The organism is Sporosarcina sp. Y1004, from assembly GCF_057669665.1.
The window spans coordinates 23,088-47,456 of the sequence record NZ_JBYHFQ010000025.1 but is presented as its reverse complement, the minus strand read 5'-3'; the positions used below and the strand labels follow the sequence as shown (position 1 = coordinate 47,456).

The 24,369-nt window shown below is 45.1% G+C and carries 29 protein-coding genes, 1 pseudogene and 1 riboswitch; of the genes and pseudogenes, 23 read left to right on the top strand and 7 right to left on the bottom strand.

Annotated elements, in window-relative coordinates; all coding sequences use genetic code 11:
• Nucleotides 1-37: 37 nt before the first annotated feature.
• Nucleotides 38-304 carry a hypothetical protein gene (locus AC25Y6_RS15315; RefSeq protein ID WP_482101174.1) on the bottom strand — a complete coding sequence of 89 codons (267 nt, stop codon included), beginning with the start codon at nt 302-304 and terminating at the stop codon, nt 38-40.
• 207 nt (nt 305-511) lie between these two features.
• Between AC25Y6_RS15315 and AC25Y6_RS15310 the strand changes: the two genes are divergently transcribed.
• From AC25Y6_RS15310 to AC25Y6_RS15290, 5 genes are read left to right on the top strand one after another with little or no spacing between them, the layout of a single operon-like run.
• A complete protein-coding gene (locus AC25Y6_RS15310) occupies nt 512-1,264 on the top strand; it encodes a DUF4230 domain-containing protein (RefSeq protein WP_488143635.1) in 753 nt (250 codons plus the stop codon).
• A gap of 5 nt (nt 1,265-1,269) precedes the next feature.
• On the top strand, nt 1,270-1,953 hold the full coding sequence (locus AC25Y6_RS15305; protein WP_488143634.1) for a uracil-DNA glycosylase: 684 nt from the start codon (nt 1,270-1,272) through the stop codon (nt 1,951-1,953).
• 49 nt (nt 1,954-2,002) lie between these two features.
• Nucleotides 2,003-2,179, top strand: coding sequence for a uracil-DNA glycosylase (locus AC25Y6_RS15300; protein WP_482104384.1), 177 nt, complete (start codon nt 2,003-2,005; stop codon nt 2,177-2,179).
• Complete coding sequence (locus AC25Y6_RS15295) at nt 2,176-2,439, top strand: YwdI family protein (RefSeq protein ID WP_488143633.1); 264 nt, start codon at nt 2,176-2,178, stop codon at nt 2,437-2,439. Before AC25Y6_RS15300 ends, AC25Y6_RS15295 begins: the two co-directional genes overlap by 4 nt.
• Nucleotides 2,440-2,491: 52 nt before the next feature.
• Nucleotides 2,492-2,872, top strand: coding sequence for a DUF423 domain-containing protein (locus tag AC25Y6_RS15290; protein ID WP_482101170.1), 381 nt, complete (start codon nt 2,492-2,494; stop codon nt 2,870-2,872).
• Nucleotides 2,873-2,920: 48 nt separating this feature from the next.
• On the opposite strand, the gene gerQ is transcribed toward AC25Y6_RS15290, so the two are convergent.
• The 3 genes and pseudogenes from gerQ to hemQ form a co-directional block, all read right to left on the bottom strand.
• Complete coding sequence (gene gerQ / locus AC25Y6_RS15285; RefSeq protein WP_488143632.1) at nt 2,921-3,277, bottom strand: spore coat protein GerQ; 357 nt, start codon at nt 3,275-3,277, stop codon at nt 2,921-2,923.
• A 25-nt stretch (nt 3,278-3,302) separates the two neighbouring features.
• Nucleotides 3,303-3,723: pseudogene (locus tag AC25Y6_RS15280) on the bottom strand (cell wall hydrolase).
• 106 nt (nt 3,724-3,829) lie between these two features.
• Nucleotides 3,830-4,579: a hydrogen peroxide-dependent heme synthase gene (gene hemQ, locus AC25Y6_RS15275; protein ID WP_488143631.1), complete on the bottom strand. Its 750-nt coding sequence runs from the start codon at nt 4,577-4,579 to the stop codon at nt 3,830-3,832.
• A 177-nt stretch (nt 4,580-4,756) separates the two neighbouring features.
• Here hemQ and pta point away from each other — a divergent pair, with 177 nt between their 5' ends.
• Together pta and lipL are read left to right on the top strand one after the other, a co-directional pair.
• Nucleotides 4,757-5,728 carry a phosphate acetyltransferase gene (gene pta, locus AC25Y6_RS15270; protein WP_488143630.1) on the top strand — a complete coding sequence of 324 codons (972 nt, stop codon included), beginning with the start codon at nt 4,757-4,759 and terminating at the stop codon, nt 5,726-5,728.
• Between the two features lie 15 nt (nt 5,729-5,743).
• A complete protein-coding gene (gene lipL, locus AC25Y6_RS15265; protein ID WP_488143629.1) occupies nt 5,744-6,583 on the top strand; it encodes an octanoyl-[GcvH]:protein N-octanoyltransferase in 840 nt (279 codons plus the stop codon).
• A 29-nt stretch (nt 6,584-6,612) separates the two neighbouring features.
• On the opposite strand, the gene AC25Y6_RS15260 is transcribed toward lipL, so the two are convergent.
• On the bottom strand, nt 6,613-7,248 hold the full coding sequence (locus AC25Y6_RS15260) for an RsfA family transcriptional regulator (RefSeq protein WP_482101165.1): 636 nt from the start codon (nt 7,246-7,248) through the stop codon (nt 6,613-6,615).
• A gap of 182 nt (nt 7,249-7,430) precedes the next feature.
• On the opposite strand from AC25Y6_RS15260, the gene AC25Y6_RS15255 reads away from it, so the two are divergent.
• Nucleotides 7,431-8,729 carry an HD domain-containing protein gene (locus AC25Y6_RS15255; protein WP_482104354.1) on the top strand — a complete coding sequence of 433 codons (1,299 nt, stop codon included), beginning with the start codon at nt 7,431-7,433 and terminating at the stop codon, nt 8,727-8,729.
• Between the two features lie 11 nt (nt 8,730-8,740).
• Complete coding sequence (locus AC25Y6_RS15250; protein WP_488143628.1) at nt 8,741-9,244, top strand: YwgA family protein; 504 nt, start codon at nt 8,741-8,743, stop codon at nt 9,242-9,244.
• Nucleotides 9,245-9,307: 63 nt separating this feature from the next.
• Here the strand turns inward: AC25Y6_RS15250 and thmT are convergent, their stop codons facing one another.
• Nucleotides 9,308-9,493: a 2-hydroxymuconate tautomerase gene (gene thmT, locus AC25Y6_RS15245; RefSeq protein ID WP_482101163.1), complete on the bottom strand. Its 186-nt coding sequence runs from the start codon at nt 9,491-9,493 to the stop codon at nt 9,308-9,310.
• 68 nt (nt 9,494-9,561) lie between these two features.
• Here thmT and AC25Y6_RS15240 point away from each other — a divergent pair, with 68 nt between their 5' ends.
• Nucleotides 9,562-10,092 carry a YwhD family protein gene (locus tag AC25Y6_RS15240; protein ID WP_488143627.1) on the top strand — a complete coding sequence of 177 codons (531 nt, stop codon included), beginning with the start codon at nt 9,562-9,564 and terminating at the stop codon, nt 10,090-10,092.
• 325 nt (nt 10,093-10,417) lie between these two features.
• On the opposite strand, the gene AC25Y6_RS15235 is transcribed toward AC25Y6_RS15240, so the two are convergent.
• On the bottom strand, nt 10,418-12,475 hold the full coding sequence (locus AC25Y6_RS15235; RefSeq protein ID WP_488143648.1) for a transglycosylase domain-containing protein: 2,058 nt from the start codon (nt 12,473-12,475) through the stop codon (nt 10,418-10,420).
• A 158-nt stretch (nt 12,476-12,633) separates the two neighbouring features.
• On the opposite strand from AC25Y6_RS15235, the gene AC25Y6_RS15230 reads away from it, so the two are divergent.
• From AC25Y6_RS15230 to AC25Y6_RS15170, 13 genes are all read left to right on the top strand, one after another.
• Nucleotides 12,634-13,077 (top strand): YwiB family protein, encoded by a 444-nt coding sequence (locus AC25Y6_RS15230; protein ID WP_488143626.1) that lies wholly within the window; start codon nt 12,634-12,636, stop codon nt 13,075-13,077.
• The gene (gene argS, locus AC25Y6_RS15225) at nt 13,074-14,741 is read left to right on the top strand and encodes an arginine--tRNA ligase (RefSeq protein WP_488143625.1); all 1,668 of its coding nucleotides are present in this window, start codon (nt 13,074-13,076) and stop codon (nt 14,739-14,741) included. The genes AC25Y6_RS15230 and argS overlap by 4 nt, the downstream gene beginning before the upstream one ends.
• Nucleotides 14,742-14,927: 186 nt before the next feature.
• Nucleotides 14,928-15,111, top strand: a riboswitch (cobalamin riboswitch).
• Nucleotides 15,112-15,231: 120 nt separating this feature from the next.
• Complete coding sequence (locus AC25Y6_RS15220; RefSeq protein ID WP_488143624.1) at nt 15,232-16,197, top strand: ABC transporter substrate-binding protein; 966 nt, start codon at nt 15,232-15,234, stop codon at nt 16,195-16,197.
• Nucleotides 16,190-17,185, top strand: coding sequence for a FecCD family ABC transporter permease (locus AC25Y6_RS15215; protein WP_482104348.1), 996 nt, complete (start codon nt 16,190-16,192; stop codon nt 17,183-17,185). The genes AC25Y6_RS15220 and AC25Y6_RS15215 overlap by 8 nt, the downstream gene beginning before the upstream one ends.
• Before the next feature lies 1 nt (nt 17,186).
• Nucleotides 17,187-18,659: a heme ABC transporter ATP-binding protein gene (locus AC25Y6_RS15210; protein WP_488143623.1), complete on the top strand. Its 1,473-nt coding sequence runs from the start codon at nt 17,187-17,189 to the stop codon at nt 18,657-18,659.
• Nucleotides 18,659-19,615 carry an adenosylcobinamide-phosphate synthase CbiB gene (gene cbiB, locus AC25Y6_RS15205; protein ID WP_488143647.1) on the top strand — a complete coding sequence of 319 codons (957 nt, stop codon included), beginning with the start codon at nt 18,659-18,661 and terminating at the stop codon, nt 19,613-19,615. Before AC25Y6_RS15210 ends, cbiB begins: the two co-directional genes overlap by 1 nt.
• Nucleotides 19,602-20,681 (top strand): pyridoxal phosphate-dependent aminotransferase, encoded by a 1,080-nt coding sequence (locus AC25Y6_RS15200; protein WP_488143622.1) that lies wholly within the window; start codon nt 19,602-19,604, stop codon nt 20,679-20,681. The genes cbiB and AC25Y6_RS15200 overlap by 14 nt, the downstream gene beginning before the upstream one ends.
• Nucleotides 20,663-21,256 carry a bifunctional adenosylcobinamide kinase/adenosylcobinamide-phosphate guanylyltransferase gene (locus tag AC25Y6_RS15195; RefSeq protein ID WP_488143621.1) on the top strand — a complete coding sequence of 198 codons (594 nt, stop codon included), beginning with the start codon at nt 20,663-20,665 and terminating at the stop codon, nt 21,254-21,256. The genes AC25Y6_RS15200 and AC25Y6_RS15195 overlap by 19 nt, the downstream gene beginning before the upstream one ends.
• On the top strand, nt 21,253-22,089 hold the full coding sequence (locus AC25Y6_RS15190) for a cobyric acid synthase (protein WP_488143620.1): 837 nt from the start codon (nt 21,253-21,255) through the stop codon (nt 22,087-22,089). Before AC25Y6_RS15195 ends, AC25Y6_RS15190 begins: the two co-directional genes overlap by 4 nt.
• Nucleotides 22,086-22,850 (top strand): adenosylcobinamide-GDP ribazoletransferase, encoded by a 765-nt coding sequence (cobS, locus tag AC25Y6_RS15185; protein WP_488143619.1) that lies wholly within the window; start codon nt 22,086-22,088, stop codon nt 22,848-22,850. Before AC25Y6_RS15190 ends, cobS begins: the two co-directional genes overlap by 4 nt.
• Nucleotides 22,823-23,416, top strand: coding sequence for a histidine phosphatase family protein (locus tag AC25Y6_RS15180; protein WP_488143618.1), 594 nt, complete (start codon nt 22,823-22,825; stop codon nt 23,414-23,416). The genes cobS and AC25Y6_RS15180 overlap by 28 nt, the downstream gene beginning before the upstream one ends.
• Complete coding sequence (locus AC25Y6_RS15175; protein WP_488143617.1) at nt 23,368-23,790, top strand: bifunctional adenosylcobinamide kinase/adenosylcobinamide-phosphate guanylyltransferase; 423 nt, start codon at nt 23,368-23,370, stop codon at nt 23,788-23,790. The genes AC25Y6_RS15180 and AC25Y6_RS15175 overlap by 49 nt, the downstream gene beginning before the upstream one ends.
• Nucleotides 23,787-24,368, top strand: a complete 582-nt coding sequence (locus AC25Y6_RS15170) for a cob(I)yrinic acid a,c-diamide adenosyltransferase (protein ID WP_488143616.1) — start codon at nt 23,787-23,789, stop codon at nt 24,366-24,368. The genes AC25Y6_RS15175 and AC25Y6_RS15170 overlap by 4 nt, the downstream gene beginning before the upstream one ends.
• Nucleotide 24,369 lies beyond the last annotated feature (1 nt).

Below are 24,369 nucleotides of genomic sequence, written 5' to 3'. Positions count from 1 at the left end.
TAAATTCTAAGTTAATCTTATCGAATAAAAATTGAAATTACAATTGTCCGATATTATCGGCTTTTATCATTTTATAGATGGAATAAGCGAGAAAGGCTGCAATACTTGAAATCACGGCAGCCGAGACGACATGTTTGTTTAAAATGAGGCTTATGGCAAGAGCTAGCATGACGATAATTCCAAAACTTACTAAAATGATGAAAACAATGATTCCCGCTTTTTTAGAGCGCTCAGGAACCAAATCACTATTCTTTGCAGCTTCAGAAACATTTTTCATCTTCTCACGTAAGTGCATATCAGCCATGTCGCACCTCCCTCGGTCAATCGTACCACCTTTTTAGTTTTTTGGAGAATTAAAAATTTTTGTAGAATGGAAAACTTCTAAAATATTGACATCGCAATTTAGTCGGGACGCCAGGCGACCTGGGCTATAGTTCTTGTTTGAAATGCAACTTTCCTATAATCTAAACGTATAAGAATAGTATCGAAAAAAGAGGAAAAGAGGGATGACGTGGCGGATGAAGAGAAAATCGGTGAAATTGAGCGCCTACTGAAAGAATTGAAAGCTTCAGAGGAAGAAACTGCAGTGACAGTGGAAGAAGTGGAAGGACGCTCGTCGGGATTCTGGCGTGTTGGGAAAGTCCTCTTTTCATTATGGAAAAAGCCTTTTTTAGCAATTGCAATTCTCCTTTTACTACTCATGGTTGCTTTGCCATTTGCGACATACTTCATTCTGAAAACAGGGAGCACATTTACGGAGCAAAAAGGTGCTTTCCTTGAACAAATCCAGGACTTGAACGAACTTGCAACGGCAGAAGCATACACAAAGGTCATTATAGAGCGGCAAGATAATACGTTGTTCGGGCAAAGCATCGGTCTAAACGTGCCGGGCACAAAACGACAGTTGTTGGTCGTCGTTCCGGGATCAGTGAAAGCGGGCGTTGACATGTCCGGAGTAACGAAAAAAGATGTGATAATCGATGAAAAGAATAAAACTGCTAAACTTACTTTACCGCCTGCCACTTTCCTTGGGGGAGCAGAAATCTTTTTCGATAAAGTCGAAGTGTACTCCTACGAAGGCGTATTCCGGGAAAAGGCGAATATCGAAGAAGCGTACGAACTTGCCGATGAAGCAAAAAAACTAATCATGAAAGAAACGACAGCACAGGGCGTTTTAGCCACGGCGCAGCAAAATGCCGAGAAGACACTAACAGAAATGTTTTCATTCGCAGGCTATACCGTAACGATTGATTTCAAGGAGTGAGTGCCGTGGATAATCAGCTAGGTAACGAATGGGATGAAGTCTTAAAAGAAGAATTTGAGAAACCCTATTACAGTACGCTACGTGAATTTCTGAAAAAGGAATATGCTGAAGCGACGGTATTTCCACAGATGGATGATTTATGGACTGCATTCAAAAGGACGTCATTCAATGAAGTGAAGGTCGTGATTTTAGGACAGGACCCCTATCATGGACCTGGACAAGCACATGGCTTAAGTTTTTCTGTGAAACCGGGTGTCAAAATACCGCCAAGTCTGCGCAATATGTTCAAGGAACTGGCGACTGACATGGACTGTCCAATTCCGGAAAACGGGACATTGACAGGGTGGGCAGACCAAGGCGTACTGATGCTAAATACGGTGCTAACTGTGCGCCAAGGCCAGGCTCATTCACATCAAAAACAAGGATGGGAGACGTTTACGGATGAAGTGATTCGGTATTTGTCTGAAAGGGAAAAACCGGTCGTTTTTCTATTATGGGGACGAGCTGCCCAAGGGAAAAAGAAACTCATCGATGCAACGCGACATGCGATTATTGAATCGGTTCACCCCAGTCCATTGAGTGCGAGCCGTGGATTTCTAGGTAGCCGTCCATATTCACAAGCAAATGAGGCTTTAAAAGCGTGGGATGAAACCCCGATTGATTGGTGCCGAACAGGCGGAGTGCTTTAAATTGCACAGTTTGCATGATAAAGTTGGAGATGAAAAGAGGTGGACCGTTGTGGCAATCAATTGTTTTCAATGCCAACATTTCTTCATAACATGGGATCAGCGGAGCCCACGTGGCTGCAAAGCATATGGATTTAAAACGCGGGAAATGCCATCGGTCGTCGTCAGAAGGTCTTCAGGCATGGACTGTTTGCAATTTGAACAGAAGAAAGGGGATGCCAAACCATGATTCCTTACAATCGGATCATATCGGAAATGGAGCGACAACTCATTGTGGCAAAGCAAGCAAATGAAGAAAGCACAATGCGGGAAGCTTTTTCTGCTGTTAGATCGCTTTGCGAAGTTGCGCTTGGCGGAGATAGTGGGCGTGAAGCGAAAGTTGTACCGAAAATGCTGACAACCGCTAGCACTGTACAATCAATTTCCTCGTTAGAAGCTAAACCTCTTGAAGAAGAGGATGCAAACGGCGGCTCGCTATTTGATTTTTGATAGGCAGAAAGACATGAATGATTGAGTTTAAAACAAGAGAGTAGGGAACGATTTGCCATTTTTCATTATTGCAGGGGCTGTCAACGCAGCAATTGCCGTGGCCTTTGGAGCCTTTGGAGCACATGCTTTAAAAGAAAAATTAACTGAACACTATTTGGCTATCTGGAATACAGCAGTGCAGTATCAAATGTTCCACGCACTTGCACTCATTGCTGTTGGTATCCTTATGAGCTCATCGCTTTTTGGATCGTCTACGCAGTTAAGTTGGGCCGGGTATTTAATTCTTGCGGGAATCATTATCTTTTCCGGCAGCTTGTACGTGCTGAGTTTGACTGGGATTGGCATACTTGGTGCCATCACACCAATCGGTGGCGTTGCATTCATCGTAGGATGGGTCATGCTGATTATAGCGGCCATTAAATTCTCAAACTAAAAAAAACTTCTGAACGCCCAAGTAATGGGATTCAGAAGTTTTTTGAATTTAGGGTTGCTGTGGGAAGTACCTGACTTCATTATCAAATTCGGCATAATCGAAATAAATCATCGGAAAAAGAAAACGATGTCCTGTTGTCGAATCGCTTAAGATGACATGATCTCGGCCGGCTGCCTCTACAGTCCCACGTACTGCTTTCGTATTTGTAGCCTCTCCAGTTGCACGTTCGAATGAAAAGTGGAAAGTTCCAGGTTCACCTCTATTCAATCGTAAAATGTTTTCAATGTATGACTGCTCACGTTGAGGTGGTCCTGCTGGCGGACTCATTGGCCTAGCTGGAACTGTTCCTTGTGGAGGTGCGACATGCTGATTCTGATAAGCGGGGTTCCAATAATATTGGACCATTATTTCATCCTTTCTCCATTAGAGATTATAAATTCGGGCAGTCTTCTACAGTCGGGCTAAAGAAATAATGCGACTTGAATCTGCCGGTGTTCCACTGGTTATACCATTGCGCAGGGAAATCACCTGCCGGCATGAAAAACCATAATGACCGTTCGCTAGGAGTGAAACGTTCACCGTTGATGGTGCGTCTTGCTAGTTTTCGATCTGACTCACAGGCACGCTGATAGAAATAACTTTTTGTTGTCGCTTCGAAGCCGCCGGGACTCTGGAAAACTATGTCCTGAAAACTCCGAATATCATTGAAGTCTAGACATCCCAGCTCGTACGCGATTGACCCCAACATTGCCGACTAAAAGCACCCCTAATTGACCGTCTCCTTCCGCTTCAGAGCGGATCAAACGTGCGAGCAAATCTAATTCAGCGTCCGTGTATTTTATTACAGCCACGGCACAACCTCCTTGATGAATCATATGCGCTATGGGCATCACTTATAACTCCGAAAAAAAATACCGTCTACCTGTAAAAACAGGTAGACGGTATTTATAGAATTGCTTAGATATTGAAAAACGCTTCTCTTTTGTCGCCTTCCAAAATGGTTCCAACAAAGAATGAACCGAAATCAGCATAGCGTGCACTTACTTCATCAAAACGCATTTCATAAATAAGTTTTTTAAATTGGAGAACGTCCTCTGCGAACAATGTAACGCCCCATTCGTAGTCGTCAAAACCGACAGAACCCGAAATGATTTGTTTCACTTTACCAGCGTAGCTTCGGCCAATTAAACCGTGTGCGCGCATTAGTTCTTTGCGTTTATCCATATCTAGCATATACCAGTTAACGTCGCCGTCGCGCTTCTTGTCCATTGGGTAGAAGCAAATGTATTGGCTGCGTTGAAGTTCGGGATATAAACGCCCACGTACATGTGGGTTTTGATAAGGATCTTCCGTAGATTCGCCTGCAAGGTAGTTCGACAGTTCAACAACTGACAGGTACGAGTAAGCTGGAATCGTGAAATCCGCGATTGCGAGTTTATCGAATTCCGTTTCAAGCTCTTGCAGTTCAACCATTGTTGGACGCAATGTAATTAGCATGAAATCCGCTTTTTGACCGATTACTGTATAGAAAGCGTGTGCGCCGGTTGTATCGTCATCCGCTTTTTGAAGCTTCTCAAGATAGACAAGAAGTTCTTCGACTGCTGCTTGGCGTTCGTCTTGTGGAACCAATTTCCATGACGCCCAGTCCATTGAACGTAAATTGTGCAATACGTACCAGCCATCGAGTGTTTGTGCTGCTTCGATCATATCAAATCAGACTCCCTCATTATGAATTAACTTCTTATATCAGTGTAGCATAAACCGACGTGTTAGGCCTCTTGACTTGCGCCAGTGTCACGAATTTGACATGAAGTAAAACGCTTTTACAGCCCGTCCCATTGGTGTATGCTTGAAGCATAAGATTGTGTGAAAGGTGGATATCCATTGGCTGATTTATTTGGCGGTATTAAAGAGAGTTTAAGTGGTAAACGAAAGACGATAATCCTGCCTGAAGGAACGGATATCCGCGTTTTGGAAGCTGCATCGCGCCTTCAAGGGGAGGGTCTTGTGAAACCCGTCCTACTTGGTAATGAAGCTGAGGTGAAAGAAGCCGCAACTGAAGAAGGAATTGATATTTCGGAAATAGACATTATTGATCCCGCGAGTGCTGCTTATTTTGAAGAACTCGCTGGAAAATTCGTAGAGCGTCGTAAAGGTAAAGCTACTTTAGAACAAGCGCGTGAACAACTGAAAGACGTCAATTATTTCGGAACAATGCTTGTTTACACAGGGCGTGCAGATGGATTAGTAAGCGGGGCGGCACATTCAACTGCAGATACAGTAAGACCAGCACTGCAAATCATTAAGACGAAACCGGGAATTTCAAGAACAAGCGGGGCTTTCATCATGATGAAAGGCGACGAACGTCTCGTTTTTGCAGATTGTGCAATTACGGTATTACCGACAGCGCAGGAACTGGCTGAAATCGCAGTCGAAAGTGCAAAAACAGCGCGATCATTTGGTGTGGATCCACGGGTTGCAATGCTCTCGTTTTCCACTAAAGGGTCCGCGGTCACTGAAGAAACGGAGAAGGTTGCGAACGCGGTGAAAATTGCTCAATCGCTTGCACCGGATTTACCACTAGACGGTGAATTCCAATTCGACGCGGCCTATGTACCGGAAATTGCTGCGAAAAAAGCACCTGGATCCATCATTCAAGGCAATGCAAACGTTTTTGTATTCCCATCGCTTGAAGCGGGTAATATCGGTTATAAACTAACGGAGCGTCTGGGCGGTTTCGAAGCAATTGGACCCATTCTTCAGGGATTGAATGCACCCGTAAACGACTTGTCGCGCGGTTGTTCCGCAGATGATGTGTACAAGCTTGCTTTGTTGACAGCGGCACAAAGTCTATGAACAGGAGAATCTGAAATGACATATGACTCTTTTTTATACATTCCCGAATGGCGTTTCGTGGATGAATCAATGATATCCCGCAATCGCTCCGCATTGGAATCCTTCGCCGTGGATGATACGCTTTGTCACCTTGTTGGCCAGCAAATGAGTAAACCGACAGTTCGTACATGGGTTCACGACAACACCGTCGTGCTCGGAATTCAAGATCATCGGCTTCCGCATGTTGCAGAAGCCATATCGATACTTGAAACTGCGGGATATAATGCAATCGTCCGCAATTCAGGCGGTCTTGCAGTGTGCCTTGACGAAGGTGTGTTAAACATATCAATCGTACTGTCAGAGCTGGATTCTTCAATCGATATTCCGGCGGGGTATGAAGTGATGCTCGCATTCGTGCGCATGCTTTTCCCTGAAGCAGGCAACCGGATTGAAGCTTATGAAATCGTTGGCTCGTACTGTCCAGGATCGTTTGATTTAAGCATTGGGGGCCGTAAGTTTGCGGGCATCTCGCAGCGCAGATTGCGTCAAGGCATCGCGGTTCAGGTCTATCTTTGCATCGAAGGAAGCGGAGCGGAACGTGCCGAGTTAATTCGATCTTTTTACGAGGCCGGTTTGCAAGGGAAGGCCACAAAGTTCGATTACCCATCCATCAAACCGGAAGTGATGGCATCGCTGTCAGAACTGTTGGAAATGCCACTGACTGTCAGTGAAGTTGTCATCCGTACACAGCTTGTGCTGCGTAAACTTGCGGACTACGTTGACATGGGCGGCTTAAAGCCGGAAGAAATGGAACTGTATACCTATTATTTGAACCGTGTCTTTGAACGAAATAAAAAAATGCTAGAGCACGAATAACAAAACACCACACAAGGTAAAACCGCCTATCAATGATTGATAGGCGGTTCTTTAGATACAAGGTTACCATTTTGTTCCATCTTGAAGACGGGTGCCGTGCGATCGGTTTCGTCATCTAGTGTAACGAGACGACGTGCCCGATTCATAATTTGAACAAATTGCTCATAATCAGCGCGCAGTGTTTTATTTTCCTGTTGAAGGTTTTCGATTTCTCTTTGGAGCTGCTCGACCTTTTCATTCGCGATTTTAGCAGTTTGCCTCCATCGAAATGACTCATTATCACCCGCGCCCGTATGATGCATGCGTACGAGAAAAGCGATAACCGTATCTAGGGATAAGTCCGATAATGGAACAGATACCTTTCTTTCTTCTGCTGCACCTTGTGAAGGGCTATATAATTGTTGTCCCCGGCGTTTAAAGTCTTTGCCCAGGACACGTATGGCTTGCTTACGTTCTTTTTTCGCGTCTGCTAGTTCTTTTTCATAGTCGCGCCTTACAACAGCATTCCATCTGAACCCACAAGCCGCTGCTGTTCTGTTGAGCGCATCCCCAACTTCTTCGAAAGCGCTGAGTTGTGTACTACCTTCGCGGACATGCCGCAATACTGTGTCGGCTAATAAAGTATCATTTTCTTCAATCCAAGCATCCTGCCTAACTTTCACCATTTCCGTGCCTCCTGTCATATGTTCATAGTTTCTAACTACGGTTAGTGTGTACAGGAATGTGTTACTTTATTCATAATGAAAAAAGCATTCTATCTCTTTTTCACTTAAATGAACCTTTTTCCATCTTCCAGAGAAGCAATTTTATGATTATACTAAGAGGAATGAGTTATCGGAGGTGCACGATGGAATACAAAAATGAAAAACTGAAAGAAGAAAAGGTATTCAAGGATCCTGTGCATCGCTATATACACGTGCGCGACAAGGTGATTTGGGACGTGATCGGTACAAGTGAATTTCAGCGCCTTCGCCGTATTAAACAACTAGGGACAACCTATCTCGTATTTCACGGGGCGGAGCATAGCCGGTTCCACCATTCGCTAGGCGTCTATGAAATCATCAGGCGTATCATTGACGATGGTTTTAGCGGTCGTCCTGAATGGAACAGCGATGAAAGACTAGTGACGATGTGTGCGGCGCTGCTGCACGATCTCGGGCACGGTCCATTTTCGCATGCCTTTGAAAAAGTGTTCAATCTTGACCATGAACAATTTACGCAAGCAATTTTGCTGGGGGATACGGAAGTGAATGCAGTACTTCGCCGGGTAGCACCTGATTTCCCGCAAAAAGTGGCTGACGTTATCGGTAAAACCTATCCCGATAAGCTTGTGGTAAGTTTGATTTCAAGCCAGATTGATGCGGACCGAATGGATTATTTACAGCGTGACGCCTATTTTACAGGGGTGTCCTACGGGCATTTTGATATGGAACGGATTTTACGCGTCATGAGGCCAACTGAAGACCAGGCCGTCATTAAATACAGCGGCATGCATGCCGTGGAAGATTATATAATGAGCCGCTATCAGATGTATTGGCAGGTTTATTTCCACCCGGTATCGCGCAGCGCTGAAGTCATTTTAACGAAAATCTTACATCGGGCAAAACATTTGCATGAATTGGGATATGTCTTTAAACAAGAGCCTACCCATTTCCGTTCATTTTTCGATAAAGTTATTGTTCTGGAAGACTATATAGCACTTGATGAAAGTATATTATTGACCTATTTCCAGATTTGGATGAAGGAAGATGACTCTATTTTAGCGGATCTTTGCTATCGTTTCATCAACCGCAAACTCTTTCAGTATGCAGAATTTGATCCGGCAACAGAATACCGCAAAATCAGTGTACTCGAACAATTATTCAAAGACGCGGGAATTGACCCCGCGTATTATCTCGTGACAGATTCGTCGTCTGACTTGCCCTATGACTTTTACGGCCCGGGCGAAGAAAATGAACGTTTGCCGATCTTTTTACAAATGCCAAATGGCGAGTTGAGCGAGTTGTCACGTTCATCGGATGTGGTGGATGCGATTTCAGGTAAAAGACGGACAGACCATAAAATCTATTTCCCCGAAGATGTGCTGGAGGCAGGAAAAGAACAAAATCCACTGTATGGACAGATTTTACATATGTTGAAAGGTTAGGAGAGGTTAAGTTGTTACAGGAACACGCAAAAATTGTACAGTTCATTTCAATCGCGAATGAAGTGACTGGCAGAAAAAAATTACAAAAAATGATTTATATCGCAAAAAAAATGAATTTCCCGTTTGCGGAAAAATACGAGCTCCACATGTATGGACCTTATTCAGAGGAATTAACGTTGCGCGTAGAAGAACTGCGTGAGATGGGCTTTCTAGCGGAACAATGCATAGATAAGGGATCTTACGTCCAATACAGCTACCAGGTAACAGAGGAAGGGCAGCATTTTCTTGAGACAGCGGACAACGCTCATGAAAATCTTGGAACTTGTATCGATAGCATGAATGTAAAAAGTTCACGTTTTTTAGAGTTAGTTTCAACACTGCTCTACTTCGATCATCTCGCAAAAGATGAGCAAATTGCCAAAGTCCATATCGTGAAAAATAAACTGAACTTCTCCGACACGGAGATGGCTGCTGCATTCGATTTCATCGGTGAAATGCAGAAGTGTGCGATCTAAAAATAAAAAAGGCTATGCCCTCACGGAAAATTTCCGCAAGGGGCATAGCCTTTTTTCTGCTAATTATTGATCGCTTAAACGTTTTCCAGCAACAGCGTAATGGTTTTTTACCATCTCTTCGATGATAACTGTGACGCTTTGAGCAGGTGCACCTGTTGTTTCAGTGACTGCTTGTGTTACTTTATCGCAAAGCGCACGTTTTTGTTCATCCGTGCGACCTTCCAACATTTTTACAGTGACGATTGGCATTTCATTTCCCCCTCCCTGTAGTTATTGGTTATAGTATATATAGTATCAGATTTGGAGGGGACGAAGAAATGCCAAATGAAAAAAAACCGAAGCAGAAATTGGGTTTTACAATCATAAAGGATGATCCTACTGACGGTCATGGTGGATATGGGATCGGATCGTTGTCGCTTGAAAACGTGTCACCAGTCATTATCGACGTCAAAGAAGGGGTCGCACAGATCGAAATCGGCGCGATGCACGCAAGGAGCGACACGGAGCGGGGTATCAAGTTTACGCTGAACCGGGAAGATTCAGAAGGCGGGAAACCCTACTGGCTTGTCTGGGTGACAATCGATTTCAGAGAAGAAGGACCTTACTACGCCGGCATCACAGCTTGTGAAATGGTCATCAACCGTGAAAAACGTCGGGGCTATAAAGTACTCGCCGATCACGTCAATCGGATGGACAAATCGATGAAACGCAATATCATTGTCGACCATATGGATGATAAATCAAAGCAAATCCTTGCCGACTTCCTTGCAAATCATAATAAGGAAATGTGGGATCGAAGCGAACCAAAATTGCATATCGGTCTGAGTGTCGACTCACCTGGATTGTGAACAAAAAGCGACAAATTTTGTAGACTTTGACTTCCAAGGTTGAATGTCAGCTTGAATAGAAGTAAACTAACATCATAGCTTGCTGTTGTAAGCTAGGACAACCGGAATCGTGCAATACCTGATGAATACCGTATCAAACAAACCCAAGCGTGATACACCTTTTAACAGGAGGCCTTGACTGGTAAAAAAGCTATCCAACCCCGAATTGATTTGGGATTGGATAGCTTTTTTGATTTTGATGACAATGTCGACCGCTCGAAGTAGAGTGCGGACCGCCCAACTTTTTGCGTCGACCGCTCAAATAAGAGAGTAAACCGCTCAATCCCTACTCAAAAAACGAAAACGGGAACAGTTCAAATTTCTTGTCGTCCGCCTTACCTGAAGAGCGCTGTTCTCTTAGCGTTTTATCCGTACATAACTTTTGTGGCATATCCTTCTCTTTCACATAGACCAGCCTTTGCTTGTCACAACCGTTAACTGCAATTCCGCCCGTGTCAACGTCAACGATGACGCCATTTACACCTTCTGGTGGGATGAACGGTTCTGCCGTTTTTCCGCGATGGACTGTCTCCATAAAGTCAATCCATATTTTCTTCGATGCCGCTTTATCTGATGCATCGGTCAGTTGCTTTCCGACGTCGAATCCCGTCCAGATGCCAGCTGTCAGCGAAGGCGTATAACCAATCAGGTATTGATCGGAAATCGTTGTTCCAGATTTGGCAGCATAAGGACGTGTTTGTTTTTGCCGCATTGATAATCCTGTGGATGTAGAATAATCGTTGAACACGGGATCGAACATGCCGGTCATCAAGTGCGAAAGAACGAATGCATCCTGTTCACTCATGACGTGTTTTGTACTCTTTTTGGGACGCTCATATACCGTTTTTCCATCTGCATCTGTTATGGATAGAATCGTTGTTGGTACAGTTTCAACGCCGCCCGATGCAATCCGATTATAGGCATTCGTCATATCGGAAAGAGTGACGAGGGAAGTGCCGAGTGCCGTTGCAGGTGATTCCGGAAAATCTCCATTGACACCAAGACGTTCTGCCATTTTGCTGAATTTCTTATAGCCAATATCCTCAAGTGTCTTTACGGCGTAGATGTTGTCGGAGATAGCGAGTGCCTGCGCTAGGGATAAGGGATGTCCTGCAAATTTACCGTTTACGTTGTTTGGCTCATATGTCGAGCGTCCGTTATCATACGTGAAAATGGTCTTTTCAGTCGATAAAAACGTCAGTGGACTAAATCCATCTTCCAGTGCGGCCGCATACAAAATAGGTTTCATCACAGAGCCGGGTTGGCGTTTTGCTTGTGTCGCCCGATTGAACGGACTTTCAGTGTAATCTATTCCGCCTACAAGAGACGTGATGGCGCCCGTTCCAGCCTCGATTGACATGAAACCGACCTGTAATCCGCTGTCGGGCATCCATTTTTCAATCGTTTCCTCTGCGGTTTGCTGATGAAGGGGATCCAACGTTGTGCGTATTGTCCAGCCGCCTTCAGCGGGATAGCGTCCTTTCGCGGTAAGCACTTTTTCCGCTTCTCGCCATACTTCATCCAAAAAGTAAGGTGCAATGCGCTTCGAATCAGCCCATTCTCGATTTTTTAACGTGATGGCTTCGTTTGTTGCCCGTTCTTCCTGCCGCGCCGTAATGTATCCTTGTGCCTCCATCAATGAAAGAACAAGTAATTGCCGTTTCCTCGAATTTTCAGGACTATCAACCGGCGAATAAATCGATGGCCCTTTCGCTATTGCCGTAATGACAGCAGACTCCTCAAGCGTCAAGTCTTTTGCGGATTTTCCGAAATAAAAATTACTTGCTGCTTCAACTCCGTACATCCCGTGGCCGAAGTAAACAGTATTCATATATCCTTCCAAAATGACATCTTTATCATAAAATACTTCCATTCGGTATGCATACAGCGCTTCATGAATCTTTCTTTTCCATGTCTTTTCAAACGTCAGGTACAAGTTACGCGCATACTGCTGGGTAATCGTACTGGCACCTTCAACTTTTTTTCCTGCTTTCACATCTTTTAAAAGAGCTCCTGCAATCCGTTTATAATCAAAGCCGTCGTGGTTATAAAAGTTTTTGTCTTCCGTTGCAATGACTGCGTCAATCAGAAAAGGGGACATCTCGTCAAGACCAACCCAGTATCGCCGCTCCGCAGAAAAACGGTCGCCGATTTGCCTACCGTTTTTATCAAGAAAGACAGAAGCTTTAGGCACACTTAAAGAAGGGGCCCCTGTAATTTGTGCATACAATCTGAGCGATATGAATACGGTTAGCGCCGCCATCAGCATCGTAACGGATAATAGCAACAGCCGTCGTGTCGTCGTCCGTTTTTTTTTCTCTTTTACATACACTGTCCGTCGCATACGATCCCGTCCCGTCCATGTCATTCCATCTAGTATGCGACGCATGCAAACAGATTAAACGGTACACACGTAAAAACTTGCTTTACTCGGATAGATTGAAATGTAGACTGGTAAAAGGATATAATGAGAAGATGTTTTATGACTAGGACGGTGAGCGTATGGAATCGCGGAAAAAAGACCGAAACGTGTTGATCCGGCTCTATTCGTCAATCCGGCATCCGGACCAAGACGAGGAGAAACATGAATTGACCGCAACAGGTTTACTGATTGAAAAAGCAGGAAAAACCTATTTGAAATATGAAGAAACACAAAGTGACCAACAAATCCAGACAATTGTTAAACTCGATTCTGAAGATGCACTTATAATGCGTCGGGGTGCAGTCAATATGAGGCTTCCTTTCATGGCAACAGGTGAACGTGTCGGTTCATATGAAAGTGGTCCAGCGACTTTCAATTTGGTTGTCAAAACGGAAGAGCTTTCATTTACGGAAGAAGAGGACAATACGGGAGGTCGCTTCAACGTCAACTATGAGTTGCATGCAGAAGGATCGCTTCTCGGAACGTACAAACTTACTATTACATACACGGAGGGAACACTATGAATGCAGTAGAACAAATTCAACAAGAAGTGAAAAATGCATTGCGTCAAGCAGTAATTGACGCAGGTCTGGCGGAAGAAACAGCGATACCGGACATTATGCTTGAAACACCGAATAACAAAGACAATGGCGATTACGCAACCAACATTGCGATGCAACTGACAAAATTGGCGAAAAAGCCACCACGTGTAATTGCAGAAGCGATTCTTGAAAAGTTAAATACAGAAGACACTGCCATCAAATCGATTGAAATTGCAGGACCAGGCTTTATTAATATCAAATTAAAAACGGATTACTTAGGCGGCATCGTCAAGACCGTTCTTGAACAAGGCGAAAACTATGGCCGTTCAAATTTCGGCAATAAACAAAAAGTCCAAGTCGAATTCGTTTCTGCCAATCCAACAGGTGACCTTCACCTTGGTCATGCACGCGGAGCTTCCCTTGGCGATTCTCTATCCAACGTTCTCGATTTTGCAGGCTACGATGTAGCGCGTGAATACTACATTAACGACGCGGGTAATCAAGTGCACAACTTGGCGAAATCTGTAGAAACACGTTATTTCCAAGCGCTTGGTTTGGATAAAGAAATGCCGGAAGACGGCTACCAAGGTCCGGATATAATTAATATCGGGAAAATGCTAGCAACTGAATTTGGCGATAAATACGTCAACACGCCAGATGAAGACCGTTATGCATTCTTCCGCCAATACGGCCTTGCTCATGAATTAGAGAAGCTAAAGACGGACCTTGCCAACTTCCGTGTGTCGTTTGATGTGTGGTTCTCAGAAACGTCATTATATGAAAATGGCAAAATCGACGTTGCTCTCGATAAATTACGTGCCAATGGCCATGTCTTCGAAGAAGATGGCGCAACATGGTTCCGTTCAACAACTTTCGGTGATGACAAAGACCGTGTACTCATTAAAAACGATGGTACATACACATATTTGACACCGGATATCGCGTACCATGAAGACAAATTGTTCCGTGGATTTGATAAACTTATCAATATTTGGGGCGCAGATCACCACGGTTATATTCCGCGGATGAAAGCGGCAATCGAAGCACTTGGCTACGGTGACGACACACTCGAAGTCGGCGTCGTACAAATGGTTCAATTGTATAAAGATGGCGAAAAATTCAAAATGAGCAAGCGTACAGGGAAAGCCGTTACGTTGCGTGAATTGGTTGAAGAAGTTGGCTTGGACGCGGTCCGGTACTTCTTTGCAATGCGTTCGGGCGACTCCCAAATGGACTTCGATCTCGACCTTGCCATTTCCCAGTCCAATGAAAACCCTGTGTACTACGCACAATATGCGCATGCACGGATTTCATCGATTTTACGTCAGGCTGAAGAAAATGGAATGTCTGCTTCTGTTGAGCATGTTTCTTTATTGCAAGCTGAAAAAGAATTGGAATTGCTGAAGAAAATTGGGGACTTCCCGCAAGTTATCAGTGACGCGGCAAGAATCCGTTCACCACACCGTGTTGCTACGTTCATCCAGGAACTAGCCGCGACTTTCCATAGTTTCTACAATGCAGAAAAAGTGTTGGATCCGGATAATCGTGAATTATCGGAAGCCCGTCTAGCGCTAATCACAGTCACACGCACAACGATTGCTAACGCACTGAAACTGATTGGTGTTTCTGCACCGGAAAAAATGTAATAAACAAAAGCGCAGGGCGCCGTCCAGACGTTCCTTAACTTTCAATATGACCGCCACACCAAAGAAGTTTGCCTCTTTGGTGTGGCGGTTTTTGTAATGGACAAAAACCCCCTGAGTTGCCCGAATATCGACAAGTTATGCTACCGACAGGCAAAAAAATGTAGTATACTGAATTTTGAACAAAAAATACATACCAAACATAAAGGTGCCCCGTTTAAAAGACGGGGTTAAAAGGGAAGCCGGTTCAATGCCGGCGCGGTCCCGCCACTGTAAGTGTGAGCAAGTCGCATTGAGTCACTGGAAACAATCCGGGAAGACGCGACAAGCCTTGAACACGAGCCAGGAGACCTGCCTTTATGGATCACACGTACCCTACGAGGATAGGATTGGTGGAAATCGGCGTCTCCGTGCGTCCAGATTTTTACTCAACTTATTCCTCCGTAGCAATTGCGGGGGATTTTTATTTGGCAAAAAACAGGAGGAAAACAACATGAAGAAGATTTGGCAATTGGGATTGACGGCTGTCTTTGCAGTATTCCTGCTCGCAGCATGCGGAGGGACTGCTACAGAAGATAAGCCGAAAGTGGACGAAACACCAAACGCAGAAGAGGTCAAAGCTGATTTCCCAATGACACTAACGGACGCGGTCGGCAATGAAATTACGTTAGAAAAAGCACCAGCAACAATTGTTTCGATGATGCCAAGCAATACAGAAATATTATTTGGACTTGGTCTTGCTGATGAAATCGTCGGCGTCAACGACTACGATGATTATCCCGAAGAAGCACTTGAAAAAGAGAAAATCGGCGGCCAGGAATTTAACGTCGAAAAAATCGTTTCGATGCAACCTGAAATCGTTTTTGCACATGAATCAGGACTTGGAATGGGCAAGGAAGGACTGCAACAAATCCGTGATGCAGGAATCACTGTCTTTGTTGTGAAAAACGCATTAAACTTTGATGAAACTTATACGACGATTGAAACAATCGGTAAAGCGACTGGTAAAACAGTGGAAGCAGAAAAAATCGTTACAGACATGAAAGCGAAAGTCGAAGAAGTGGTAGCGAAAACTGCAAAAGTTGAGAATAAAAAGACCGTTTTCGTTGAAACATCACCAGCTCCGGAAATTTACACACCAGGTAAAAATACATTCATGGATCAAATGCTTGAAATGATTGGCGCGGAAAATATCGCGGCCGATCAAGAAGGTTGGTTCATGATAGATTCGGAAGAAATCGTCAACCGCAATCCAGATGTGATTATTGTGTTATATGACTACATCGAAACGGCCGTCGCAGATGTTTATGCACGACCAGGTTTTGATTCTATTACGGCTATCAAAGAAGAAGCAGTGGTACAGGTTAAAGAAAATATCACAAGCCGTACAGGTCCACGTCTAGCGGACGGACTAGAAGAAATAGCGAAAGCCATCTATCCAGAGGCTTTCAGTGAGTAAGTCAAGCGTTGCCTACATCGTTTCTGCCGTCGCACTTGTTGTGGCGGTATGGCTCGGTGTTTCGATCGGATCTGTGCAAATACCGATTAGTACGTTATGGAATGCTGGGGCGGATGCAACAGCTTCAAACATATTGTGGAAGATTCGCATGCCGCGTGTCGTACTCGCTGGACTTGTTGGTGCGTCGCTCGCAATTTCAGGAGCTGCTTTTCAGGGTCTGCTGAAAAATCCGCTCGCTGATCCATATACCCTCGGAGTGTCATCCGGCGCCTCGGTCGGTGCTGTGATGACACTCTTTTTTGGTATTTCTATTCCGTTTCTAGGCACTTATACGCTTCCTATATTCAGTATGGTCGGTGCTGCACTGACGATGTTCCTTGTGCTCGGATTCGCACGTCTCGTGGACCGTGCAATGAGGATGGAAACAATTATTTTAACTGGAATTATTTTTGGTTCATTCCTCGGTTCTGTCTTGTCATTGATGATTGCGCTTACTGGAGAAGAGTTGCGGCAAATTATTGGTTGGCTTCTCGGCAGTGTATCGATGCGGGGCTGGAATTACATAACGATGATATTGCCGTTTGTTGTCATCGGGTCCTTCATGTTGTGGCTGAACCGCCGCGAATTAAATGCGATGCTATTCGGGGAAGAACGGGCACATTACTTAGGCGTCAATGTGAAACGACGTAAATTCAGCATTTTAATCGGGGGATCTATCCTTACCGGTTCTGCAGTCGCGGTGTCAGGTACGATTGGATTTGTTGGGCTCGTTGTTCCGCATATGACAAGATTATTATGGGGCTCGGATCACCGCCACCTACTGCCGTTATCATTCATGAATGGTGCGACATTGCTTATCATTTGTGATCTGATTGCACGGACAATTATTGCGCCGACGGAACTTCCGGTTGGTGTAATTACTGCCTTTATCGGTGCGCCGGTTTTCGCATTCATCTTTTATAAACAACGAAGGGCAGGAGGAATGTGACATGTTAAACGTCGAAAATCTTTCCGGCGGTTACGGCAAAGAACCAATCGTGCAATCGGTGACGTTCCATGTCCCTAAAGGGGAAGTACTTGGAATACTCGGTCCAAACGGCAGTGGAAAATCAACGCTGTTAAAAATCATTTCTGGCATTCTCCCGAAGGAATCGGGTTCTGTCCAAATTGAAGGGCAAGATGTATCGAGTTACTCGCAAAAAGAATTCGCCAGAAGAGTGGCAGTCCTGCCGCAACTGCATGCCGTCGCATTTTCCCACACTGTACGTGAAACGGTAGAACTAGGGCGTTATCCACATCAGTCAGGGTTATTTTCTTCGTGGTCGGATGAAGACGAGCGTGCTGTCACAGAAGCATTGAGCAGTATGGAAATCACGCGCTACGCTGAGAACGCCATTGAATTGCTATCGGGCGGTGAACAACAGCGTGTTTTCGTAGCGCAAGCGCTTGCTCAGGAAGCGCCGATTTTATTGCTCGACGAACCAACAAATCACTTGGACATCGCGCATCAGCAACAACTTCTGGACACGATTCGTAAACAGGCAATCGATAAAGGCCTGACAGTCATTTCTGTATTCCATGACATAAACTTGGCGTCATTGTACTGTGATCGACTGCTGTTGATGAATAAAGGGGAAATCGTTAAAATCGGTGCACCGCAGGATGTCGTGAAAGAAGGAGAAATCGAGTCTGTTTATGGCGCGCGTGTCAAATCACAGCCTCATCCTGAACTACCGAAGCCTCAAATTACATTGTTACCAGACACGAATGAAGAAATGAAACCTTTTACCATCGTAAGAGAAGACTTTTCGATATCATCAAACTATGTTGCGCTCAGAACACACCATCCGTTGAAAACAATCTCTTCTGCAGTCCACAATGCTGGAATGGGTTGGTATCGATCGTTTGTTAATCGGCATGTTGACGCTGATTACAATGTAGATGATGTCAAAGCTGAAAATGCATCTTATCTCGAGAGTCAAGGTTTTCATCTGGCGGAAACGGTCGGTATGATGACTGCTGTCACAACGGAGCATGCAGAAGTCAAGGAATACAAAGGCGATTTCGGCACGATCCTTATTGCGGTTACAGCCGGAGTCGGGAATGCTGTAGACGTTTCGCAAGCACTTACGCGTGACGAAAAACCCCGCGTTGGTACGATTAATACTTGGGTGATTATCAATGGTCAATTGCCAGACGAAGCATTTATCCAAGCGATGATTACTGCAACGGAAGCGAAAGTGAAAGCACTTCAAACGGAATCCATTATGGATCCGCTCACCGGCACAGCTGCTACGGGCACTTCAACAGATAGCCTGCTTGTTGCATCGACTCAGCAAGGCGAATTTCTTCCATATGCAGGTCCAATCACGGAACTAGGGAAACTGATTGGCCATGGTGTCTATGATTGCACAGTGACGGCGATCCGTGCATACAAAAAGGCGAAAGGGTGGACGACGTGATTCCTGCACACTTTATGGCCATCGCTATTGGTTTTCTGCTAGACAGGGTAATTGGAGATCCCCCGAAATGGCCGCATCCCGTCCGCTGGATTGGAACGTTCATTTCCAAAATGACAGCAGTTTTGAATAAAGGACGATTCCGTACATTGAAAGGGGCATTTACACTTTTCCTCACCGTCGGAATTGTTCTATCCATTGTGTTTTTTCTGGTCGGAATGGCTTATCAATTCAACCTCTACATAGGGATTCTTGTAGAATCAGTACTCATCGCCGTCGGGCTTGCGCAGAAGAGTTTACGGGAAGCGGCGCTAGACGTTTATCTCCCGCTTTCTGAGAATGACTTACCGGCAGCGCGAACGAAGTTGTCTTGGATTGTTGGTCGTGACACCGATCAATTGAAAGAAAGTGGTATCGTTCGCGGCGCTGTGGAAACGGTGTCAGAAAATATTGCGGATGGTGTTACATCCCCTTTATTCTGGGCTTTTTTACTTGGAGCACCCGGGCTCTGGATGTACAAAGCGGTGAACACACTCGATTCGATGATTGGTTACAAAGACGAGCGTTTCGAGAAATTCGGGAAGTTTTCCGCCCGCGCAGACGATTTATTGAATTTCATCCCAGCACGCATAACGGGTTTATTAATCATTTTATATGCGCCGAATAAAGGCAAGATACCTTTCGGGAAACGGTTTTCCGGATGGAGTAAGGATGCAAGAAAACATCCAAGCCCGAACAGCGGATTTTTAGAAGCGGCAACAGCATGGCAACTTGGCGTTACACTTGGCGGAGCGAGTACCTATCAGAAAGTCCTATCAAAGCGTCCAGAACTCGGCCCAGGAAACAGTACACTGACGGCAATACATATCAAACAAACTATTACACAGATGCATGTCGTGTCTTTCATTTTTTGGATGGTACTAACAATGATTGGAGTGGTATTCTATGCAGTTGCCTGAACACGGTGCAAATCCGCACAGCGTATACGTAAAATTAGGAATACAACCGCCTGCACAGCTGCTCGACTTCAGTGAAAACGTTAATCCAGCAGGACCTCCTGAATCCATTACACAGATGTGGCCGGATTTACTCGGAAGTCTGACGGCTTATCCGAATCCGGAAGGGGAGCCGTTCCTATCCGCGGCAGCAGATTATCACGGCGTTTCGACGGATTATGTATTTGCAGGAAACGGGGCAGCCGAACTGCTAGCTCTTCTGGCAAATCGATATCAAGGGAAGAAGGCAATCATCGTACACCCCACATTTTCGGAATACGAGGCGACACTCACAGCAAAAAAAGTGGAGATTATTCGGGTTCACGCTTCGGAAGAGAACGAATTTAACTTACCGTTGAATGAGATTCTCCTTGCCATGAAATCAGCGTCTGTCCTATACCTTTGCACACCGAACAATCCGACCGGAATGATGCCGTCGCGTGCGGAGTTAAAGGAGATTATTGACCACGGCGCTGAACTAGAATGTGACGTCGTATTAGACGAGGCCTTTATCGATTTCGTCGATGAATCCCTTTCCTCTATTCAAGCAATCAAACACAATCCGCATGTCTTAGTCGTGCGCTCAATGACGAAAATGTATGCGATTCCGGGAATTCGACTCGGCTATGTAGTGGCGAGTCGGAGAGTTATTCAGGAAATTAAAGCGCTGGCTCCGCATTGGAACGTTAATGGGTTGGCGGCTCAAATTGGAGCGGTTTGTTTACAAGAAGCATCATTCCGAGAGCATGCGATTAGGCATAGTAATTACGAGCGGGAGAATATGAAACAGTTTTTACTGGACAAGGGGTGCGCCGTTACAGATTCCACCACGAATTTTATTTCATTCAGACCTGGGGTAGGGCAGGATGCAAGGAAACTTTACAAAGACATGCTGTCGCGAGGAATTGTTCTTCGTCATTCCGAAAACTTTAGAGGAATGGACGGAAGATGGTTGCGCATTGGTATGAAAAACGAAGCATCCATGAATCGCTTAAAGGAGGAGTTGTCGCAATGGTTCGCGGAAAACTGACGTTTGTAAGCGGCGGTGTGCGAAGTGGGAAAAGTGCTTACGCGGAGAAATCACTTGTAGACGAGGTGCGAAACAGCGGAAGACGCCTTGTCTATATTGCATCCGGTACCGCAACCGACTTGGAAATGCAGGCGCGAATCGAGCGGCACATAGTCGATCGTATTGCTCATAATTGGAAGACGTTTGAACAGCCCACTAAGTTGGAAGACGTATTGCCATCTATCCATTCAGGGGATTGTATTCTTTGGGACTGCGCGACGACGTGGCTTGCAAACGAGTTATATGTTGGCTGGGATTTAGGGCAACCTTGTATCGAACAAAAAGGGTGTATGGAACAGAAGGAAGAGCAACTGTACATAACTATCGACGCACTCTTAGCGAAAGCCGCTCACCTAGTAATCGTTTCGAATGAAGTCTTCGATGAGCTGCCGACAAAGTACACTGAAACAGAAATCTACCGAAAGTGGCTGGGATCTATCCATCAAAAGGTTGTCGCAAAAGCGGATAGAGCGATAGAAATGGACTATGGAATTCCGGTCGTATGGAAAACTGAACGGCGGGAGTTGACGGGATGAGAGGACTAATTGTTCTGGGGACAGCATCAGATTCCGGAAAAACAATGATTTGTACAGCGCTTTGCCGTATTTTATCCGACGAAGGTGTTCAAGTGACACCATTCAAATCTCAAAACATGTCCGGTTTTTCTGCAATTACGGAAAATGGACAAGAGATGAGCCGTGCGCAATTTTTACAAGCAACGGCCGCCCGAACGATACCGTCGATTTACATGAACCCGATCTTACTTAAACCGGTAGCGGACATGAAATCAGAAGTGCTCTTTTTTGGGAAGAAATTTGGACCTGTAGCTGGAATGGCATATCGAGAACAATTTTTCACCCGCGGAATTGAAGCGATTAAAACGTCGCTGGCCAAACTGTCGGAAATGTATGAAACAGTTATCATCGAAGGCGCGGGAAGTCCCGCCGAAGTGAATCTCAACGAAAGAGAAATTGTCAATATGCGTGTTGCGGAAATCGCGGATGTGCCGGCTGTTCTAGTTGCAGACATTGATCGTGGTGGTGCCATTGCTTCGATTGTGGGTACGTTACAACTCTTACAACCTGAACACCGTGCGCGCGTCAAAGCAATTATTATCAACAAATTCCATGGGGATATCTCGCTATTCTCAGATGGAATTGAATTCATCGAAAACTACACGGGCATTCCGGTGGCGGGCGTTATTCCTTTTAAAGTCGATCACGGCATCGAAGAGGAAGATATGGACCGACCCGTTATGGAAGCACCCGCGGGGGTCGATGTCTACGATGCGTGGGCAAATCATGTCAAATCACATCTCAACTGGCTGCTGATGAAAAAAGTGATTTCACAATCCGGTGGGACACAATGAACGGATTATTGCTCGCAGTGCAGTTTTTCACCGCAATCCCCATACGAAAAGAATTGCCACTAGGCCGAAAAGAAGTAACGGCAATGTATGTGGCGCTTCCTTTCGTCGGAGCGGTAATTGGGCTTGCAATGTACGGTGTGTCAGAACTCCTATTGAATTATTTACAAGTAGGCACATTTCTGGCGGCTGTGTTGGTTGTTTTGACAGGTATCCTATTGACGGGCGGTTTACATTTGGATGGCTGGGCGGATACAGGCGATGCATTCTTTTCATACAAAGATCGTGAAAAACGGTTGGAAATTCTAGATGACCCGCGCCTTGGAGCATTTGGAACGATGGCACTTATCTTACTAATCATTCTAAAAATCGCTTTGTTCAATGAAATCTTAATGCATGATGTAGGAAATGGCTTCATATTTATAGCTATCCCTTTTCTCGCCAGAGCTGGTATGAATCTGTATTTCACGACCTTACGACCTGCGAAAGATAAAGGGATTGCGCACTTTTTTAAAGGGAATATGTCATCAAAATCAATCATTGGATGGACGCTATTCGGCAGTACTATGATTTTAGTAGGAATCGGATTAATGTTGAATAGTTTAATAATCCCCGCTGCCCTTGCAATTGTTCTCACAGTCGCATTGTTCATATACCGCAGATGGACAGTGAAACATTTCGGAGGCGTTAGTGGTGACTTGTGCGGCGCATTCATTGAAGGATCGGAGGCGCTTTTATGGCTCACAGTTTTGTGCTTTATCTGATTCGGCACCTCCCAACTTTAGGCAATCAACAGCGTAAGTATATTGGCTGGACAGATGAACCCATTGTGGAAACGAGCAAACGGGAGTGGATGCTACCGGACATGCCGCAACACGTTTACGGTAGCGATCTACTCCGCGCAAAACAAAGTGCGGAAATCTATTTCCCACAAGTCACTTTTCAAGCAGATGCTAGTTGGCGAGAATGTAATTTTGGCGTGTTTGAAGGGAAAACGTACGCCCAACTTGAAAAGAACATGAACTATAGAAATTGGATTGACGATCCCTATGCGATTGCGCCTTTAGACGGGGAAAGTTTGGCGGATGTAGAAACGCGTGTAGTTGCAGCGCTGAAAAAATTGCCGAACAAATCGGTTGTTGTCACGCATGGCGGACCAATCCGTGCAATTCTAACGAAGTTTTCTCCTGAGGAAAAAGAGTTCTGGTCGTGGAATGTCCCCCACGGAACAGGGTACCGGCTTGAATGGGAAAGTGACAATGCATTCGAGGAGGGGAAAGTATGCACGTATTTATCGGCGGTGCCCATAACGGCAAGCGGGACTATGTAAAGAGATGGCTGACGGAACGAGGTAAACACAACGTTCAATGGTTCGAAGGGGATTGTCCTGATGCTAGTAATCCAGTCAATCAGGATGCTAGCCAGACAATCGTTGTAGCCGGAATTGAGAAGTGGCTAGCTGAAACAAAATTGCCGGAAGAAGCGGCAGTTGAATATGTAATGAAGAGCGTATCGCTACAACAGGATACAGTACTTATTTTAACCGATATTGGACGGGGAATTGTTCCGATAGATGCAAACCAGCGAAAGTTAAGAGATACTGTCGGCCGGCTTTATCAGCGGTTGCTCACGGAAGCGGATGACGTGACACGAATTTGGTACGGCCTTGCAAAACCACTAAAGAAAAGGGGAGATTTTAAATGAAGATTTATACACGTACTGGGGATAAAGGACAAACGAGTCTAATTGGAGGACGCGTCGACAAAGACAGTCTTCGAGTTGAAGCATACGGCACGATGGATGAATTGAATTCATTCGTAGGGAAGGCAATGACGGAACTAGATCCTGCCATTTTTGCAGATATGCTGACGGATTTAGAAGCCATTCAAAATGAATTATTCGATGGCGGAGGCGACTTAGCAAACGTTATGAAAGAACGTCATTATAAATTAGCCGAAGAACCGGTGGAAGTACTTGAACAACGTATTGATGCACTCATGGAAGAAGCGCCGCCTTTGGAAAAGTTCATCTTACCGGGTGGAACACCTGCTGCCGCAACGCTTCATATTGCGCGAACTGTCGCGAGACGTGCTGAACGCCAAACAGTTTCGCTTTTGAAAGCTGAAGACGATGTGCCGGCAGTTGTCCAACGCTATTTGAACAGACTTTCCGACTATCTTTTTGTCTCTGCACGCATTGCGAATTCACGGGTAAATGTGCCTGATAATGAGTATGTAAGAAGCGCGAAAGTGTTTAGAACTGACAAGAAAAAGGAGGATTAAA